We start from the raw sequence: 18,014 nt of genomic DNA on the forward strand, positions 1-18,014 counted from the left end.
CGCTCTCGGCGGCCATCAGTACCCCAGCCGGTTGAGCTTCTTGGGGTCGTCCTGCCACTCGCCGAGGACGGTGACGTGCAGTTCGAGGTGCACCCGGGCGCCGAGCAGCGCCTCCATGCCGGTGCGGGCCTCGGTGCCGATCTGCTTGATGATCTGCCCGCCCTTGCCCAGCAGCATCGGCTTCTGGCTGTTGCGCTCGACGTGCAGCAGCGCGTGCACCTCGACCAGCTCGCCGCCGGGCTGCTTCGGGTCGGGACGGCGGACCAGCTCCTCGATCGTGACCGCGAGGGAGTGCGGCACCTCCTGGCGCACCTTCTCCAGCGCCGCTTCGCGGACCAGCTCGGCGAGCTGCCGCTCGACGTCCTCGTCGGTGGTCTGCTCCTCCGGGTAGAGCGGCGGGCCCTCGGGCAGCAGCCCGATCAGCAGGTCCTCGAGCAGCTCGACCTGGTCACCCTTCACCGCGCTGACCGGCACGACCTCGGCCGCCTCGACCAACCGGCTCGCGGCCACCAGCTGCTCGGCGACCTGCTTCTTGCTCGCCGCGTCGGTCTTGGTCACGACGACGACCACCGGCGCCTTGACCTCGCGCAGCTGGCGGGCGATGAACGCGTCGCCGGTACCGACCGGCTGGTCGGCGGGGACGCAGAAGACGATCACGTCGACGTCGGACAGGGTGTCGCGGACGACGTCGTTGAGCCGCTTGCCCAGCAGGCTCTTCGGCTTGTGCAGTCCGGGGGTGTCGACGAGGACGATCTGCCCGTTCGGCTTGTGCACCACCCCGCGGATCGCGTGCCGGGTGGTCTGCGGCCGGTTGCTGACGATGCCGACCTTCTCGCCGACCAGCGCGTTGGTCAGCGTCGTCTTGCCGGCGTTCGGGCGGCCCACCAGGCAGACGAAGCCGCTGCGGTGCGGCTGCTCCTCGGGGCTCGTCACGCGCCCAGTCTCCCACCGAGGGCCGACACGGCTTCCGGCGACGCACTGGGATGATCGGCACATGGCGCGGCATCCCGGACTCGCAGGCAGAGCAGCGAAGGAACGCACGCTGCACCAGCAGCAGCTCCGCGGCTACGGCTTCCTCGCCGGCCGCGGCCCGCGCCGCGGCGCCACCGTCGTCCCGGCGCCGCTGCGGTACTGGCAGTACGACCCGCCCCGACCGGTGCCGCTCGCCGTCGTCGTGGTCGTCGTCGGGATCTGGCTGGGCGCCTTCGCCCTCGGCGGCGGGTGGACGGCGGTGGTCGACGAGGCGCCGCTGGCGCTCGGCGCGGGACTGCTCGTCCTGCTGTTCAACATCGGCCGGTTCACCGTGAGCGACCACGGCATGTCCGCCGACGTGCCGCCACGCGCACGAGGGCGAACGCGATCGTCCCGCTGGCGTTCGTCCGGGAGGTCCGGGTCGGCCCCGCTCCGGACGGCTGGCCACCAGCCGTGCGCCGGGGCGGCTGGCTGCCGGGACGGTCGCGGGTCGCCGTCCGGTACCTGGACGACGACGCCACGACCGAACGGGCCCTCACCCGCTGGGTCCGCGATCCGGAGGCCTTCGCCGACGCGCTCGACCAGCCCCTGCAGCACTGATCCCTGCCTTCTCTACCGAAAGACGTGCGCTTTCGGTACAGAAAGCGGGTTTAGGCGGTGGTGCGGAGGGTTCCGTCGGGGCCGGCCAGGTGCACCGGTGCGGACGGCGTCAGGTCGCGGACGGCGGCCAGCCCGCCGGACTCCACCTCGTCGGCCGCCGAGACGATCGCGGCGGCCTCCAGCCCTTCGACGCCGCTGGAGACCGCGGCGGCCACGGCGGCCTGCAGCGCCGACAGCTCCAGCGACGGCAGCGACACCGTGGCGGCGACGTAGGTGCGGCCGTCGGTGTCGCGGACGGCCGCGCCCTCCGGCGCGCCGGTGCGGCCGCGGGCCGAGCGGGCGAGGGTGACGAGCTTGGCGTCCTCGGGCTGCAGGTCAGGCACGGTGCGCTAGCTTTCCACGGGCGCCGGGACCTCGGCCCGGGTGGCTCCGGACGGGCGCTCGTCCGCGGCCTCGCCGTCCTCCGACGGTTCTTCCACCCGGCACACGAGCAGGGTGTCGATGCGGTTGCGACGGCCACCGGTGCTCTCGGCGACCAGCCGCAGGCCGTGGACCTCCGCGGCTGCGCCCTCGATCGGCACCCGGCCGAGGGCACGGGCGAGCAGACCGCCAACGGTCTCGACGTCGTCGTCCTGGGGCAGCTCGACCCCGAAGAGGGAGGCGAGGTCCTCCACGGGGAGCCGGGCGGTGAGCCGCATGGAACCGTCGGACAGCTGCTCGACCTCGGGTCGCTGGAACGCGTCGTGCTCGTCGGCGATCTCGCCGACGATCTCCTCGAGGATGTCCTCGATGGTGACCAGGCCGGCGAAACCGCCGTACTCGTCGACCACGATCGCGATGTGGATGCGCTGCGCCTGCATGTCCCGCAGCAGCTCGTCCACCGGCTTGGACTCCGGGATGAAGGTCGGTGGCCGCATGAGCTCGTCGACCCGCGGCCCCCGGGCGTCGGCAGCGTTCTGCGACCGGCGGACGAGGTCCTTGAGGTAGACGACGCCCACGACGTCGTCGACGTTCTCGCCGATGACCGGGATGCGGCTGAACCCGCTGCGCAGCATCAGGGCCAGCGCCTGACGGACCGTCTTCGTGCGCTCGATCCACACCACGTCGGTCCGCGGCACCATGACCTCGCGGGCGATGGTGTCACCGAGCTCGAACACCGAGTGGATCATGTTCCGTTCGCCGGACTCCACGACCCCGCGTTCCTCGGCCATGTCCACCAGTTCGCGCAGCTCCACCTCGGAGGAGAACGGGCCGTCGCGGAAGCCGCGGCCGGGCGTGATCATGTTGCCGACCAGGATGAGCAGCGTCGCCACCGGGCCGAGCACGCGGCCGAGCAGCCGCACGACCCCGGCGCTGGCCAGGGCGGTGCCGTAGGCATGCTGGCGGCCCAGGGTGCGGGGCCCGACGCCGACGAGCACGTAGCTGACGACGATCATCACGCCGGCGGCGGTGAGCACGGTCTGCCAGCTGCTGCCCCACAGGTCGTAGAACAGGACGGTCACCAGGACCGCGGCGAGCATCTCGCAGACGATGCGGAGCAGGAGCAGGAGCGCGACGTGCCGCGCGCGCTCGAGGACGACCTCCTCCAGGGCGCTGGCCCGCTTGACCCCCTCGCGGCGCATCTCCTCGACCCGCGCCTTCGACACCCGCTGGATGGCGGCGTCCATGGCGCCGAACAGTCCGGCGAGCGGCACCAGGAGGATGGCGACCACGAGCATCGTGATCTCGCCGGTGCTCATCGGGGCTCGCCGGTCACCGGTTCGCGGGGCGCCGAGCGCCAGCCCTCCAGGAGCTTCTGCTGGAGAGCGAACATCTCCTTCTCCTCCGCGGGCTCCATGTGGTCGTAGCCGAGCAGGTGCAGCACGCCGTGCGTGGCCAGGAGCACCAGCTCGTCGTCCATGGAGTGGCCGGCGGCCCGCGCCTGGCGGACGGCGACGGCCGGGCAGAGGACGATGTCGCCGAGCAGGGCGGGGCCGGGATCGGGGTCGTCGGGGCGGCCGGTGTCGAGCTCGTCCATGGGGAAGGCGAGCACGTCGGTCGGGCCCTTCTCGCCCATCCACCGCTCGTGCAGGGTGCTCATGTACTCGGTGTCCACGCAGAGCACCGACAGCTCGGCCATCGGGTTGACCTTCATCTCGCCGAGCACGAAGCGGCAGACGCCGGCCAGCTCGGCCTCGTCGACCGCGATCTCGGACTCGTTGGCGACCTCGACGGGCACGCCGGTCAGCTCCCCTGCCGGCGCGACCGCGCCGTCCGGGCCGGCGCGGCGGGAGTCGTGGTCTGCCGGGTGGTGTCCCAGCGCTCGTAGGCGTCGACGATGTCTCCGACCAGCCGATGGCGGACGACGTCGGAGCTGGTCAGGGTGGTGAAGTGCACGTCCTCGATCTCGCCGAGGATCTCGCGAACGATGCGCAACCCGCTCTGTTGGCCGCCGGGCAGGTCCACCTGGGTGACGTCGCCGGTGACGACGAACTTCGACCCGAAGCCGAGCCGGGTGAGGAACATCTTCATCTGCTCGGCGGTGGTGTTCTGCGCCTCGTCGAGGATGACGAATGAATCGTTCAAGCTCCTACCGCGCATGAAGGCCAGCGGCGCGACCTCGATCGTCCCGGCGGCCATCAGCCGCGGGATCGACTCCGGGTCGACCATGTCGTGCAGCGCGTCGTACAGCGGCCGCAGATAGGGGTCGATCTTCTCCGACAGCGTGCCCGGCAGGTACCCGAGCCGCTCCCCCGCCTCGACCGCCGGCCGGGTCAGGATGATGCGATTCACCTGCTTGGTCTGCAGCGCCTGCACCGCCTTGGCCATCGCGAGGTAGGTCTTGCCGGTACCGGCGGGGCCGATGCCGAAGACGATGGTGTGTGCGTCGATGGCGTCGACGTAGCGCTTCTGGTTCAGCGTCTTCGGCCGGATCGTGCGACCGCGCCGGCTGATGATGTCCAGGCTGAGGACGTCGGCCGGGCGCTCGGAGCCGCCGCTCTTGAGCATCGCGATGACCCGGCGCACCGAGTCCGGCCGCAGCCCCTGCCCGGTGCCGAGCAGCGCGATCAGCTCGTCGAACACGCGGACGGCGAAAGCGTTGTCGGCCGGCTGGCCGGTGACGGCGATCTCGTTGCCGCGCACGTGGACGTCGGCGTCGACCTCGGCCTCGACCAGGCGGAGGAGCTCGTCGGCCGACCCGAGGAGGGCGACCATCGAGACGGCGTCGGGGACGGTGATGGTGGTCCGGACCGGCGGCGGCGCGGACCCGATGGGGGCGGATCTTCCGGCGGCGCTGTCCGCGGCGGCGGCCTGCGCCGAGGCCTCACGGGACGTGTGGGTGCCGGGCGCGGAGTCGCCTGGGGAGGTGTCGGGCAAGAACCCTCGACCCTGCCTTCCTGCTACGGGACGTGCGGACCGGTCGAGTCTACCCGCGCCCGCACCCGGGAAATCCCGCTCAGCGTGTCGACCTCACCCCGATCAACGCCCCGAGTAGCGCGCCTTGCCGGGCCCCTCGGTGAGGAAGGAGGTCACCGCGCCGCGCAGGTCGGCGGTGGCGAACAGCGCGCCGGACGCCTCCGGCACGAGCGCGTCGGCGGCCCGGGCCCCCTCCCGGACGGAGGTGGCGACCAGCCGCTTGGTGGCCGCGTGCGCCACCGTCGGGCCCGCCGCAACCCGGTGGGCGTACTCGCGGGCGGCAGCGGCGAAGCCGTCGTCCGGGAGCACCCGGTTGACGACGTTCCACCGCTCCAGGACCTCCGCGGAGTACCGCTCACCGGTGAAGATCAGCTCCCGCGCCCGCGCGGGTCCGGCCCGCTCGGCCAGCCGCTGCGGCCCGCCCATCGACGGCGTGAGCCCGACGACGATCTCCACCAGACCGAACGACGCCTTCTCGGCCGCCAGCAGGATGTCGCAGCACAGCGCCAGCTCGAACGCCGCGGTGAGCGTGAGCCCGTGGGCGGCGTAGACCGTCGGCACGGGGAGGTCCTCGATCGTCTGCGCCACCCGCAGCAGCCGGGTCCACAGGTCCGCGCCCCGGCGCACCGGCTCCTCGCTCTGCGCGATGTCCTGGAAGAAGGTGACGTCGACGCCGCCCGAGACCACCTTGCCGCGGGCCTCGAACAGCACCGCGCGCGCCCGGCCCGGCTGCGTGGGATCGGTCATCGCGACGAGCTCCGCGGCGATGTGCTCGAGCCCGTTGAAGACCACCGGCGTGAACAGGTTCAGCGGCGGGTTGTCGAGGACGACGACGGCGACGTCGCCGTCCCGCTCGATGCGGAGGGGATCGGGGTGCGAGTCGGTCACCCGGTGCACGATGCCAGCCCTCCGATCGCCCGGTGCAGCCGGTGTCAGCCCGGGGGCCATCCCAGGCGGCGGCCGCCGAGGACGTGCAGGTGGAGATGATCCACCGACTGGCCCGCCTGCGGCCCGGTGTTGGTGACGACGCGGTAGCCCGGCTCGATGCCTCCGTCGGTCACCAGGCCCTCCTGCAGCGCGACGGCGTGCGCTCCGTCGACCACCTCGCCGAGCAGAGCAGGATCCGCCGCGGCGAGCGCGCCGAGGTTGCGGTGGTGCTCCTTGGGGATCACCAGCACGTGGGTCGGTGCCTGCGGGTTGATGTCCCGGAAGGCGAACACCCGGTCGGTCTGGTGGACGACGTCGGCGGGGATCTCGCCGGCGACCATGCGGCAGAACAGACAGTCACTCACGCCTGCGACCCTACGGCCGTCGGAGGGCGGCCACTCAGGCCCAGCGGGTGCGGGCCGACAGCGCCGCGAGGGCCGCGGCGCCGGCGGTCGACGTCCGCAGGACCTCGGCGCCGAGCCGCACCGCCTGCGCGCCGGCGGCGCGGAATGCCACGACCTCGCCGTCGGTGAGCCCGCCCTCGGGACCGACCACGACGGCCACCGTCCCCTCCCCGGGGATCGGCACCTCGGACAGCGGACGGCGCGCCTGCTCGTGCAGGACGACGGCCAGGTCGGCCGCGCCCAGCAGACCGCACACCTCGCGGGTGGTCATGAGGTCGGTGATCTCGGGGAGGTGCGGACGACGGGACTGCTTGCTGGCCGCGTGCGCCGCGGCCCGCCACTTGGCGACGCCCTTGGCCACGCGGTCGTCGCGCCAGCGCGTGACGCAGCGGGCGGCAGCCCACGGGACGATCCGGTCGACGCCCAGTTCGGTGGCCAGGTCGACGGCGAGCGGACCGCGGTCGCCCTTGGGCAGCGCCTGGACCAGGACGAACTCCGGGGACTGCACAGGCACCTCGAACCGGCGGACGACCGCGACCCGCAGGCCCTCCTGTCCCGCGCTGACCACCTCGCTGTCGGCGACGGTGCCCTGGCCGTCGCCGACCCTGACCCGCTCCCCGGGCGACAACCGCAGCACCTCGACCGCGTGCCGTCCCTCCGGGCCGGTGACCAGCAGCTCGTCGGCATCGGCCAGGCCGTCGACGATGAACATGGGCGCGCCGCCGAGCTCGGGGACGCCGGTGTCCTGAGCCGTCACGTCAGCGCCCGTTGAACGCGTCGCGGACCCGGGAGAACAGCCCGCCCTGGGCTTCCCGGTGGGACTCGGGCGTGTCCTCTCCGCGCAGCGCCGCGAGCTCGCGGAGCAGCTTCTCCTGCTCGGCGTCCAGCCGGGTGGGCGTGGAGACCTCGATGTGCACGACCAGGTTGCCGCGGCCGGTGCCACGCAGCCGGGGCGCGCCGTGCGCCCGGAGCGTCAGCACACTGCCCGACTGGGTGCCGGGACGGATGTCGAGGTCCTCCTCCCCGTCCAGCGTCTTGAGGCTGAGCGTGGTGCCGAGCGCCGCCGAGGTCATGGGCAGGGTGACCCGGCAGTGCAGGTCCTCGCCGTCGCGGGTGAAGACGTCGTGCGGCCGCTCGTGGATCTCCACGTAGAGGTCACCGGCCGGCCCGCCGCCGGGACCGACCTCGCCCTGCCCGGTCAGCCGGATCCGCATGCCGTCCTCGACGCCTGCCGGCACCTTGACCTGCAGCGTGCGCCGCGAGCGGACCCGCCCGTCGCCGCCGCACTCGCGGCAGGGGTCCGGGATGACCTGCCCGGTGCCTGCGCACGTCGGGCAGACGCGGCTGGAGACGACCTGGCCGAGGAAGCCGCGCTGCACGCTCTGCACCTCGCCGCGGCCCGAGCAGGTGGTGCAGGTCGTCGGGTGGGTGCCCGGCGCGGTGCCGGCCCCGGTGCACACGGTGCACAGCACGGCGGTGTCGACGGTGATGTCCTTCGTCGTCCCGAAGACCGTCTCGTCGAGTTCGAGCTCGATGGGGATCAGGGCGTCCCGGCCGGCACGGACGCGACTGCGCGGCCCGCGCGTCGCCGCACCGCCGAAGAACGCGTCCATGATGTCGCCGAGCCCGCCGAAGCCGGCGCTGCCGAAGCCGCCGTTGCTGCTGCCTCCGGTGTCGAACGGGTCGCCGCCCAGGTCGACGATCCGTCGCTTCTCCGGGTCGGTCAGCGCCTCGTAGGCGCGCGTGACCTGCTGGAAGCGCTCCTTGGCGGCCGGGTCGGGGTTGACGTCGGGATGCAGGTCGCGGGCGAGCCGGCGGTAGGCCCGCTTGATGTCGCTGTCACTGGCATCGTGGGACACGCCCAGCACGCCGAAGTAGTCGGTTGCCATCGAGAAGTCTCAGCCTCAGCTCTCGGCCAGCAGGTGGCCGACGTAGCGGGCCACGGCGCGAACCGCGGCCATGTTTCCGGGGTAGTCCATGCGGGTCGGCCCGACGACCCCGAGCCCGCCGAGGGCGCGGTCGCCCGAGCCGTAGCCGACGGAGACGAAGGAGGCCCCGGTGAGCGCCTCGTGGGCGTTCTCCTCACCGATGCGGACCAGCACCGTGCTCGCGTCCACCTGAGCCATCAACCGCAGGACGACCACCTGTTCTTCCAGCGCCTCCAGCAGCGGGCGCACGGTACCCGGGAAGTCGAGGGCGTTGCCGCGCGCGAGGTTGGCGGTGCCCCCGATGACCAGCCGGTCCTCGCTGGGCTCGACCAGCGTCTCCAGGAGCGTGGCGCTGACCGTGGCGACCAGCCCCCGCAGGTGCTGCGGCGCCGTCTCGACCAGGTCGGGCACCTTGCCGCCGGCGTCGACGAGCTTGACCCCGCTGAACGCGGAGTTCAGTAGCGCGCGCAGCTCCGCCACCGCCTCGGCGGTCACGTCCACCGGCGAGTCGACGACGCGCTGCTCGACCCGGCCGGTGTCGGTGATCAGCACGAGCATCAGCCGGCCGGCGGCCACCTGGATCACCTCGAGGTGGCGGACGGCGCTGCGCGACAGCGTCGGGTACTGGACGACCGCCACCTGCCGGGTCAGCTGGGCGAGCAGCCGGACGCTGCGGGTGAGGACGTCGTGCAGGTCGACCGCGCCGTCGAGGAAGCGCTCGATCGCCCGGCGCTCGGCGACCGACAGGGGCTTGACCGCCGACAGCCGGTCGACGAACAGCCGGTAACCCTTGTCGGTAGGCACCCGACCGGCGCTGGTGTGCGGCTGGGTGATGTAGCCCTGCTCCTCGAGCACCGCCATGTCGTTGCGGATCGTGGCCGGGGAGACGCCGAGGTCGTGGCGTTCGGCGAGGGCCTTGCTGCCCACCGGGTCGTTGGTCGAGACGTAGTCCTGGACGATGGCCCGGAGGACCTCCAGTCGGCGTTCGTCGTGCGCCACGGTGACACCTCCCCGTACCGGTCGACACGCCGTGCGGTCTGGCACTCGCACGGACAGAGTGCCAGGCCAGTCTACGCGAAGGACGCCCGTCCACCTCGGCGCTCGCACGCTCGCGGCGAGCCTCTGGACGAGGCGGGCAGGGGCGGGGCGGGGCGGGTGATCGGCGGTTAGGGTGGGGCGGTCGGCGCCCCCTCGCGGGGCAGAGAGCGGAGGTCGGTTCCCTGATCTTCAAATCGGTCCGCGAGGGACGCCCCTATCCCGACCACGGCCTGTCCACCCGTGACTGGGCGATGATCCCGCCGCGTCAGGTCCGCATGGACACGCTGACGACGACGAAGAAGGAACTGGCGCTCGACGCACTGCTCGCCGACGACTCCACCTTCTACGGCGACCTGTTCCCCCACGCCGTCCAGTGGCACGGCGAGCTCTACCTGGAGGACGGGCTGCACCGCGCCCTGCGGGCGGCCCTGCAGCAGCGCAACGTCATCCACGTCCGGGTGCTCGACCTCGACGCGCTCACCCCGGTCCAGGCGGCGTCCGGTCCGTCGACGGCCTCCATCCCGGTGCAGCCGCCGGTCCCCAACCCCCGGCGCGTCTGACCACCGAGGCGCCGGGGGTTGGGGACCGGCCACCACTGGGAGCTGAGGGCTCAGTGCGGCGTGGCGCAGGCCACGCAGCCACCGGCGAACGGGCGCAGCTCCAGCCGCTCCTCCGGGATGGCGGCGCCGCAGTGCACGCACGCCCCGTACGTGCCGGCGTCGATGCGCGCCAGGGCGGCGTCGATCTCGTTCAGGGTGACCTGGAGGTCGGCGCTGCGACGCTGGGCGACCGGGTCGGGCACGGACTGGGCGCACTCGGCGAGCGCCTCCTCGCGCTGGCGGGCGCAGTCGGCCCGCTGGGTCTCCAGCAGGGCCCGGAACCGGCTCCAGTCGGACGCGGCGGTGGACGGGGTGTCGATGCTTGCGGACATGCGGTTCTCCTCGGGGAGCAATGCCAGGGGGACGCGGTCACCAGCGGGTGCGCGTCAGGGCGGGTACTCGGTGTCGCAGCGGATCAGCAGCGCTGCGGCGGAGCCCGGTCCTGACTTCGCCGGAGGACGTCGAGCCCTCGCAGGCCGCGGGCGCGTCGGTTCAGGGCCAGGGCCAGCAGCATGCCGCCCGATACGGCCGGCGGTGCTGCGCGGAACGCAGGCACGTGCACCGCGGACACCCCCTCGCGACCCGGAACCGGCACCGTTGCCGGAACGGGCACCATAGCTCTGACCGGGAAGATTCGGAACTGCTCAGACGGGTGAGGCCCCCACCTCGTCGCCTTTCTCGGCCCCGGGACCGGGCCGCGGGTGCGGCACCGGGCAACCGCTCGGGAACGTGCCGAGCGCGGCGACGTCGTAGCCGGCCGGGTAGCTGCGGATCTGCGGCAACTGACGGGCGTGGAAGGGTGCCGCCCGCGGCGGGAGGAACCGGACCATCCGTCCCCGGGCCCGGAGACCGGCGCGCACGAGCGCCCGCATCGCCGGTGCCGGGTGCGCGAACCCGAGGGCGTCCAGCAGGTGGGCGTCCATCGTGGCCAGCGAGATCTGCCGCACCAGGCGCTCGGGCAGCAGGTGGTTGGGGGGAAAGGTCGCGAGCAGCGCGAGGGTCGCCTCGGCGACGGTGCGGCCGCCGGGGTCGACGCCGAAGTGCCGCCGCTCGTAGTCGTCGAGCAGCCGGGCGAAGGATTGCCAGGTGGCAGGAATGTCCCGGATCGCCATGTGCCGGCCGAGCTCGCGGTAGTAGTTGGCGCTCGCGATGCGCTCGATCTCGGTCATGCGCCGCCAGCCGAACGCGTCGATCCAGCGGATCGGCGTCACGACGAAGGTGGCCAGGACGTAGCGCAGGTCGTCGTTGCCGATGTCGTAGGCGCGGTGCATCTGGTTCATCCGCCGCACCGCGGTGCGCCCCACGGGGCTGTCCAGGCCGTGCTCCACGATCGCGTCGAGGATCAGGACCGTGTCGTCGTAGCGCTTCTGGGTGTGCTCGGTGAGCTCACCGGTGCGCGCCAGCAGCGCCCCGATGCTCGGGACGGCGTACGTGCGGAACAGGGCGAAGCTCAGCGCCTGCGTCATGTCCCACGGGAACTCGTAGCCGCCGGTCAGCCGGTAGATCTCGGCGTGGTCGCGGCCCGGGTCCAGGCGCTCGATCCGGCGCAGCACGTCGAACCGTCGTCCCATTCCTTCAGCCTGACCCGCTGTCGTGGCCCCGTCCAGAGGCCCGCCGCGAGCTGGCGAGCGGTGAGGAGGAGGGGGTCCTCAATCGGTCAAGTCGCGGATCACCGCATCGGCGAGCAGCCGGCCCCGGTCGGTCAGGACCGCAGAGCCTGCGGCGTGTGCGCCCGGCTCCAGCAGCCCGTCGGCCACGGCGACCCGCGCCCGTTCCCGGCCCGCGCCGGACAGCAGGGACAGCGGGAGCCCCTCGCGCAGGCGCAGGCCCAGCATGATCGTCTCGAGCGCCCGGTCGGCGTCGTCCAGGAGCTCGCTGTCCTGGGCAGGGCTCTCGCCGCGCGCCAGCCGGTCGGCGTAGACGGCGGGGTGCTTGACGTTCCACCAGCGCAGCCCACCGACGTGGCTGTGCGCCCCCGGCCCGATGCCCCACCAGTTGGCGTTCGCCCAGTAGAGCTCGTTGTGCCGGCAGCGGGCGGCGTCGTCCGTCGCCCAGTTGGACACCTCGTACCAGTCGAACCCGGCCTCGCGCAGCGTCGCGTCGGCCTGCACGTACCGGTCGGCGAGGACGTCGTCGTCGGTCATCGGCAGCTCGCCACGGCTGATCCGGCGCGCCAGCCGGGTGCCCTCCTCGACGATCAGCGCGTAGGCGCTGACGTGGTCGACCGGACTGCCCAGGACGGCGTCGAGCGAGGCCGCCCAGTCCTCGTCGGTCTCCCCCGGCGTGCCGTAGATGAGGTCGAGGTTGACGTGCTCGAAACCGGCGGCCGCGGCCTCGTGCGCCGCCTGGACCGCCCGCCCGGGTGTGTGCCGGCGGTCCAGCACGGCCAGCACGTGCTCGGCGGCCGACTGCATGCCGAGACTGACCCGCGTGAACCCGGCCTCGCGCAGCCGGGTGAGGTAGGCCGTGCTGACCGTCTCGGGGTTGGCCTCGGTGGTCACCTCGACGTCGTCGGCCACGGGGAACAGCCGCTGGATCTGGGCGAGGACGGCCGCCAGGTCGTCGGCCGGTAGCAGCGTCGGCGTGCCGCCCCCGACGAACACCGTGGACACCGTCGGCAGGTCGGGGCCCAGGGTCTCCGCCGCGCGGCGCAGCTCGGCGATCGCCGTGCCCGCGTACTCGGAGCGGTTGGCACCGGGCCCGAGCTCGTCGGAGGTGTAGGTGTTGAAGTCGCAGTAGCCGCACCGGGTGGCACAGAACGGCACGTGCACGTACAGCCCGAACGGCGTGCGGGCCACGTTCTCGAGTGCGGCGGCGGGCAGCTCGAGCGAGGCGGGAGTCTCTCCGAGCAGCGGCAGGACGGTGTTCATCTGCTCCCAGTGTGCCGCGCCGGCGCTCCCGCCCGGCAGGATGCGGCTGTGACTCAGGACCGAGTGCTGCAGGTCGAGGTCTCGCGGGGTGTGGCCACGCTGACCCTGGACTCCCCCGCGAACCGGAACGCGCTCTCCCGCGCGATGCGCACCCAGCTGCGCGACGCACTGTCCGAGGCGCTGGCCGACGACGGCGTCCGCGTCGTGGTCCTCGACCACACCGGCCGGGTGTTCTGCTCCGGGATGGACCTCTCCGAGGCCACCGGCGGCGGGGTGCAGGACCAGGGCGTCCGCGAGTTCCCCGAGCTCCTGGAGGCCATCTGGACGTCGCCCAAGCCGGTCGTCGCGGTCGTGCGCGGCCCGGCCCGGGCCGGCGGCGTCGGACTGGCGGCGGCCTGCGACGTCGTCGTGGCGGGGACCTCGGCGACCTTCGCCTTCTCCGAGGTCCGGATCGGCATCGTGCCCGCCGTCATCTCCGCCGTCGTGCTGCCGCGGATGGTGCCGCACGTCGCGCACCGGCTGATGCTGACCGGTCAGGCCTTCGACGCCGACGTGGCTGCCGCCGGTGGCCTGGTCGACCTCGTCGTCCCGGACGCCGACGTGGACGGCGAGGTGCGTGCGCAGCTGGTGCACCTCACCGCCGGTGCGCCCGCCGCGCTGGCTCAGACGAAGCGGCTGCTCCGGGCGCGGACGGCCGAGCTCGAGTTCGACGAGCTGCTGGAGCTCTCGGCCCGCTTCTTCGCCAGCGAGGAGGGCCAGGAAGGCATCGCCTCGTTCCGGGAGAAGCGGCCGGCCCGCTGGGTGCCGTCGCAGGACTGATCGCTGGGTCAGAGGGCGCGCAGCGTGGGGCGGGCCGTCGGGCCGGCGTGCGCCCGCAGCCAGGGAGCGAGGTCGGCGACGGGCATCGGGCGTCCGAGGTGCCAGCCCTGCACCAGGTCGCAGCCCATGGAAGCCAGCAGGTCCCAGGTCGCCTCGTCCTCGACGCCCTCGGCCACGACCTCGAGGCCGAGGTGCCGGCCGAGGTCGACGATCGCCCGCACGATCGCCACGTCGTCGCTCTGGCTGCTCAGGCCGATGACGAAGCTGCGGTCGATCTTGACCTCCTGGACGGGCAGGCTCTTGAGGTAGGACAGCGACGAGTAGCCGGTGCCGAAGTCGTCCACGGACAGCCGGACGCCGAGCGCGCGCAGCTGGTGCAGCAGCGCGATCGCCCGCGCCGGGTCGGCCATGACCGAGCTCTCGGTCACCTCGAGGGTGAGCCGTGACGCGGGGACGCCGTGCCGGCGGAGGAGGCGGGAGACCTCGTCGATCAGATCGGTGTCCTGGAGGCTGCGGGCGGAGAGGTTGACCGCGATGCCGAGGTCCGTGCCCTGCCGCCGCCAGTCGGCCACCGCGGCGAGCGAGGCGTCGAGGACCCGGGTGGTGAGCAGGCCGATCAGTCCGCTGCGCTCGGCGATCGGGATGAACTCGTCGGGCGCGATGAACCCGAGATCCGCGTGGTTCCACCGCACCAGCGCCTCGACGCTGACCGTCTTCCCGGTGGACAGCCGAGCCTGTGGCTGGACGTGCACCTCGATCCGGTCCTGGTTCAGTGCGGTGCGCAGCTCCGAGACGAGCATGAGCCGGCGCGGGTTGTCCGCGTCCGAGTCCGGCTCGTACAGCCGCAGGCCGCCGGTCGAGGCCTTGGCGTCGTACATCGCCATGTCGGCCCGCTTGAGCAGGCCGGCCGGATCCGTCGCGTGGGTCGGGGCCATGGCCAGCCCGAGGGAGCCGCCCACCTCGACCTCGAGCCCGTCGAGGGCAACCGGCTGCTCCAGCGAGCGCAGGAGTCGGCGGCCCACGCGGACGGCGCGGTCCTCGTCGTCGGTGCCGCTGAGCAGGATCGCGAACTCGTCGCCGCCCAGGCGGGCGACGAAGCCGGCCGGGCCGGCGGCGGTGCGCAGCCGTGCGCCGACCTCGACGAGCAGCTGGTCGCCCTGCTGGTGCCCCAGGGTGTCGTTGACCTCCTTGAAGCTGTCGAGGTCGAGGATCATCACCGCGGCCCCGGGCGAGCGGCCCTCCGACACCTCCTCGAGTGCAGCCACCATCTGGCGCTGGAGGGCGGTCCGGTTCGGCAGCCCGGTCAGCGCGTCGTGGGTCGCCTCGTGGCGCAACTGGTCCATCAGCTTGCCGTTCTGCAGCGCGACGGACGCGTGACTGGCCACGGTCTCGAGCAGGCGGACGTGGTCCTCGGAGAAGGTCCGGACGTCGCCGATCCGGTCGGTCACGATCAGCACACCGAGGATGCCGGTGCCTCCGCGGAGGGGCACGGCCACGGCCTCTCGGGCGACCTGGGAGTCCAGCCATCGCCGCTCGGCGGGGTCTCGCGTCCCGCGGGTGATGAGCAGCGGCTCCCCGTCCCCGACGACCCGCGCGATCAGCCACTGCTCCGCCGGCGCGGGCGTTTCCGACGACCGGCCGAGGCGCCCGGTGCTCCCGAGCCGCACGTGGGCGACGTCCCCGCCGTCGGAGGCGACGAAGGCGACCTCGGCGCGCTCGCCGCGCAGGAGCTCCTTGGCCTCCTGCAGCAGCTTGCGCAGGGTCTCGTCGACCTCGGGCGCGCTGGTCACGGCCTGGGCGAAGCGGTACAGCCGCTCGGTGCCCAGGTGCCGGTCGGCCAGCGCGGCGTACGCCCGGTAGCCCAGCAGCAGTCCGGCACCGGTGACGAGCAACAGCCAGGCGCTGTGCTGAGCGGCCGAGAGGCTCATCACGGCGATCAGGCCGAGGGTGATCACGAACGGCGCGAAGGGCTCTCCCTTCACCATGTCGTCGAGGATCGGGCGGACCCGCAGGTCGCGCTCGTAGATGGCGATCACGAGGGCCAGCGCGATGCTGGCGACGCAGTTCGCGGCGATCGCGCCGCAGTAGGCACCCAGCCAGACCACGGGGCTGCTCGCGTCCCGTCCACCAGCGAGGAGGTGGAACAGGGCGACGGCGACGGCGGTCTGCAGACTGACCAGGGCGAGGTTCCACGCCGTCTTCAGCACCGGAGCGCGACGGTGCGCGAGGAAGACCGCCAACGACCCGGCCAGGCGGCCGAGGAGGAGCTGCACCGGTGAGGCGAGGAACAGGCCGAGGACGAGCGGCAGCTCGCTGATGGAGACGGTGCGTGCCTCGCGGCGGGTCTGGAGGTAGAAGACCGACGCCTCGGTCGCCGCGAACCCGATGCCCAATGCCCACCAGGGCAGGTTCGCGAACCCGAGGTAGGGCGCCAGCTTCGCGAACGGGTGGCCGATGAGCGCGGTGAGGCCGAGCAGAGCCAGGATCATCGCGACCACCAGCACGGTCTGCGGCGACGGCCGCAGGACGGTACGTGGGCCCGGCCGGGCGTCGGCCATGTCCTCACCTCCTCCAGGACGAGGACGGCAGAGCGGGGTGGGACGTTGAGTCCCACCCCGCTCTGCCTCACCCGGTCGGGTCACTGGTGGTGTGGCCGACGTTTCGGCGCGGCCCTACCTCGTATTCATCAGTCCCAGCCGTGGCCCGACCACGTCTTGGCCGACCAGGTGTCGCCGCTCCAGGTCTTGGCCGACCACGTGTCGCCGCTCCAGGTCTTGGCCGACCACGAATCGCCGCTCCACGTCTTGGCCGACCAGCCGTCGGCGGTCCAGCTGGCCCCGGTCCAGTCGGCGCCCGGCCAGGTGACCGTCGGCCAGGCACCGTCCCGCCAGGCGTTGCCGGCCACGCGGACGCCACGCCAGTCGCCGTAGTTCCAGACGGTGCCGTAGGAGGTGTCCCGCGCCCAGGTGTAGGCGCTCCAGGCGCGGCCGAAGATGTCGATCTCGCCGCGGAGCTCGGAAGTGCCGCTGCCGACGTGGAAGCTGCCCCGCGCCTTCTCGAGGGACCCGGTGCCGGAGCTCCAGCGGAGGTTGAGGACGCCGTCCAGCAGGCCGCCGACGGTCTTCAGCAGCGAGTCGATGGGGTTGTTCAGCACCGCCCGCAGATTGACCATGCCGCTGCCGCCGAAGATCGGCACGGTGGAGAGGATGCCGCTGGCGGTGGTCATCATCAGCTGCTTGACCTGGTCGGGCGCCAGCCACGGGTACTGCTGCAGGATCAGCGCCGCCTGACCGGCGACCACCGCCGTCGCCTGGGAGGTTCCCGAGGCGCGGGCGAAGCGGTCGCCCACGCGGGCCTGCGGGTTGTCCGAGTCCGACACGCCGCCGGGCACGCGCAGACCGAGCACCGAGACGCCCGGGGCGACCACGTCGACGTGCCGGGCGGTGGTGCCGCGCGTCGACCACGACGGAACGGTGTCGTCCGAGGAGTCGACGGTGCCGGCGCTGTCCATCGCGCCGACCGCCAGGACGTGCGGGTCGTAGGCCGGGTTGGCCAGCGTCTTGTCCGGCCGGCCGTCGTTGCCGCCTGCGGCGACGACCACGATGCCGCGCTTCCAGGCGTTCTCGACGGCGTAGGCGAGGGGGTCGACCGTGCTGCTCTGCAGCGAGTCCGTGCCGTAGGCCAGGCTGATCACCCGGATGTTGAGACCCGGGTCCTTGGCGTGCTCGACCACCCAGTTGATGCCCGCGATGACCTGTGTGACGTCGACGGCCCCGTTGTGGGCTCCGACCTTGACGTTCACCAGGGTGGCGTCGGGCGCGATCCCGGTGAAGCGGCCGGGGTCGAGGTAGGACGACGGCGTTCCCGCGGCGTCACGGCCGGCGATGATCGACCCCATGTGGGTGCCGTGGCCGAAGGCGTCCAGGTGCGCCATCCCGTCGAGCTGGCTGTCGAACGACAGGTCCGGGCCGTTGACCACGTTGCCGCTCGTGAGGCCCGGGACCGGCGCGATCCCGGTGTCGATCAGCGCCACACCGACGCCCTTGCCGGTGAGCCCCTTGCGGTAGGCGTCGTGCGCACCGACGACCTCGGCGATGTTGTACAGCGCGCCCTTGTTGGTGACCGGGTCGTAGCCCAGCGCCGGCTGGACGTCGGCGTGCGCGGCGCTCAGACCGCTGCCGGCGAGCAGCGCACCGAGGGTCGCCACGGCGACCCCCCGGGCGATGCCGCGGCGGCCGCCGTTCCCACCTGCCCTGTATCCCGTTCGTGGTGACACTCTGTTACCTGCGCTCTCGCTGGCGTAATGGACTCACGATCCACCCCGTGGTGAGTCGCACACGCAGTAACCCTTCGAGTGCGCACCGTGTCATCACCCCTGCTGCAGCATCTCCTCCTTCCTGGTGACGCCAGCGGCCTGATCCGTTTCCCCACGGCTCGTGCAGGGGCTCGGGAACGGCTCCG

General features: G+C 72.8%; 19 protein-coding genes. 3 read left to right on the forward strand and 16 right to left on the reverse strand.

Annotated features, from left to right (window positions below):
* Nucleotides 1-15: 15 nt before the first annotated feature.
* Nucleotides 16-933 (reverse strand): GTPase Era, encoded by a 918-nt coding sequence (era, locus tag MVA48_RS07955; RefSeq protein ID WP_246987611.1) that lies wholly within the window; start codon nt 931-933, stop codon nt 16-18.
* A gap of 132 nt (nt 934-1,065) precedes the next feature.
* Nucleotides 1,066-1,290 carry a hypothetical protein gene (locus MVA48_RS07960; protein ID WP_246987613.1) on the reverse strand — a complete coding sequence of 75 codons (225 nt, stop codon included), beginning with the start codon at nt 1,288-1,290 and terminating at the stop codon, nt 1,066-1,068.
* Nucleotides 1,291-1,425: 135 nt separating this feature from the next.
* Here MVA48_RS07960 and MVA48_RS07965 point away from each other — a divergent pair, with 135 nt between their 5' ends.
* The gene (locus MVA48_RS07965) at nt 1,426-1,572 is read left to right on the forward strand and encodes a hypothetical protein (RefSeq protein ID WP_246987615.1); all 147 of its coding nucleotides are present in this window, start codon (nt 1,426-1,428) and stop codon (nt 1,570-1,572) included.
* Between the two features lie 50 nt (nt 1,573-1,622).
* On the opposite strand, the gene MVA48_RS07970 is transcribed toward MVA48_RS07965, so the two are convergent.
* From MVA48_RS07970 to hrcA, 9 genes are all read right to left on the reverse strand, one after another.
* Nucleotides 1,623-1,955 (reverse strand): cytidine deaminase, encoded by a 333-nt coding sequence (locus MVA48_RS07970; protein ID WP_246987617.1) that lies wholly within the window; start codon nt 1,953-1,955, stop codon nt 1,623-1,625.
* Nucleotides 1,956-1,961: 6 nt separating this feature from the next.
* Nucleotides 1,962-3,311, reverse strand: a complete 1,350-nt coding sequence (locus MVA48_RS07975) for a hemolysin family protein (protein WP_246987619.1) — start codon at nt 3,309-3,311, stop codon at nt 1,962-1,964.
* A complete protein-coding gene (gene ybeY, locus MVA48_RS07980) occupies nt 3,308-3,790 on the reverse strand; it encodes an rRNA maturation RNase YbeY (RefSeq protein WP_246987627.1) in 483 nt (160 codons plus the stop codon). Before ybeY ends, MVA48_RS07975 begins: the two co-directional genes overlap by 4 nt.
* A gap of 5 nt (nt 3,791-3,795) precedes the next feature.
* On the reverse strand, nt 3,796-4,929 hold the full coding sequence (locus tag MVA48_RS07985; RefSeq protein ID WP_246987630.1) for a PhoH family protein: 1,134 nt from the start codon (nt 4,927-4,929) through the stop codon (nt 3,796-3,798).
* Nucleotides 4,930-5,031: 102 nt separating this feature from the next.
* Complete coding sequence (locus tag MVA48_RS07990) at nt 5,032-5,856, reverse strand: enoyl-CoA hydratase/isomerase family protein (RefSeq protein ID WP_246987632.1); 825 nt, start codon at nt 5,854-5,856, stop codon at nt 5,032-5,034.
* Between the two features lie 44 nt (nt 5,857-5,900).
* Complete coding sequence (locus MVA48_RS07995; RefSeq protein ID WP_246987634.1) at nt 5,901-6,260, reverse strand: HIT domain-containing protein; 360 nt, start codon at nt 6,258-6,260, stop codon at nt 5,901-5,903.
* Nucleotides 6,261-6,294: 34 nt separating this feature from the next.
* Nucleotides 6,295-7,056: a 16S rRNA (uracil(1498)-N(3))-methyltransferase gene (locus MVA48_RS08000; protein ID WP_246987636.1), complete on the reverse strand. Its 762-nt coding sequence runs from the start codon at nt 7,054-7,056 to the stop codon at nt 6,295-6,297.
* Between the two features lies 1 nt (nt 7,057).
* On the reverse strand, nt 7,058-8,188 hold the full coding sequence (gene dnaJ, locus MVA48_RS08005) for a molecular chaperone DnaJ (RefSeq protein WP_246987638.1): 1,131 nt from the start codon (nt 8,186-8,188) through the stop codon (nt 7,058-7,060).
* Between the two features lie 15 nt (nt 8,189-8,203).
* Nucleotides 8,204-9,226 carry a heat-inducible transcriptional repressor HrcA gene (gene hrcA, locus MVA48_RS08010; RefSeq protein WP_246987640.1) on the reverse strand — a complete coding sequence of 341 codons (1,023 nt, stop codon included), beginning with the start codon at nt 9,224-9,226 and terminating at the stop codon, nt 8,204-8,206.
* A gap of 224 nt (nt 9,227-9,450) precedes the next feature.
* Here hrcA and MVA48_RS08015 point away from each other — a divergent pair, with 224 nt between their 5' ends.
* Entirely contained in the window at nt 9,451-9,825 is a 375-nt protein-coding gene (locus tag MVA48_RS08015) for a type II toxin-antitoxin system VapB family antitoxin (protein ID WP_441300212.1), read from the forward strand.
* Nucleotides 9,826-9,875: 50 nt separating this feature from the next.
* Here MVA48_RS08015 and MVA48_RS08020 read toward each other — a convergent pair whose 3' ends face one another.
* The 3 genes from MVA48_RS08020 to hemW form a co-directional block, all read right to left on the reverse strand.
* Nucleotides 9,876-10,196, reverse strand: a complete 321-nt coding sequence (locus MVA48_RS08020) for a TraR/DksA family transcriptional regulator (protein WP_246987642.1) — start codon at nt 10,194-10,196, stop codon at nt 9,876-9,878.
* A gap of 312 nt (nt 10,197-10,508) precedes the next feature.
* Complete coding sequence (locus MVA48_RS08025) at nt 10,509-11,435, reverse strand: oxygenase MpaB family protein (protein ID WP_246987645.1); 927 nt, start codon at nt 11,433-11,435, stop codon at nt 10,509-10,511.
* A 78-nt stretch (nt 11,436-11,513) separates the two neighbouring features.
* A complete protein-coding gene (gene hemW, locus MVA48_RS08030; protein WP_246987647.1) occupies nt 11,514-12,734 on the reverse strand; it encodes a radical SAM family heme chaperone HemW in 1,221 nt (406 codons plus the stop codon).
* Between the two features lie 48 nt (nt 12,735-12,782).
* On the opposite strand from hemW, the gene MVA48_RS08035 reads away from it, so the two are divergent.
* Complete coding sequence (locus MVA48_RS08035; RefSeq protein WP_246987649.1) at nt 12,783-13,553, forward strand: enoyl-CoA hydratase-related protein; 771 nt, start codon at nt 12,783-12,785, stop codon at nt 13,551-13,553.
* Nucleotides 13,554-13,561: 8 nt separating this feature from the next.
* On the opposite strand, the gene MVA48_RS08040 is transcribed toward MVA48_RS08035, so the two are convergent.
* Together MVA48_RS08040 and MVA48_RS08045 are read right to left on the reverse strand one after the other, a co-directional pair.
* A complete protein-coding gene (locus MVA48_RS08040) occupies nt 13,562-16,111 on the reverse strand; it encodes a putative bifunctional diguanylate cyclase/phosphodiesterase (protein ID WP_246987651.1) in 2,550 nt (849 codons plus the stop codon).
* A gap of 128 nt (nt 16,112-16,239) precedes the next feature.
* A complete protein-coding gene (locus MVA48_RS08045) occupies nt 16,240-17,760 on the reverse strand; it encodes a S8 family serine peptidase (RefSeq protein WP_246987653.1) in 1,521 nt (506 codons plus the stop codon).
* Between the last annotated feature and the right edge of the window lie 254 nt (nt 17,761-18,014).

Origin of the sequence: Blastococcus sp. PRF04-17 (genome assembly GCF_023016265.1) — a bacterium.
Classification (GTDB): domain Bacteria; phylum Actinomycetota; class Actinomycetes; order Mycobacteriales; family Geodermatophilaceae; genus Blastococcus_B.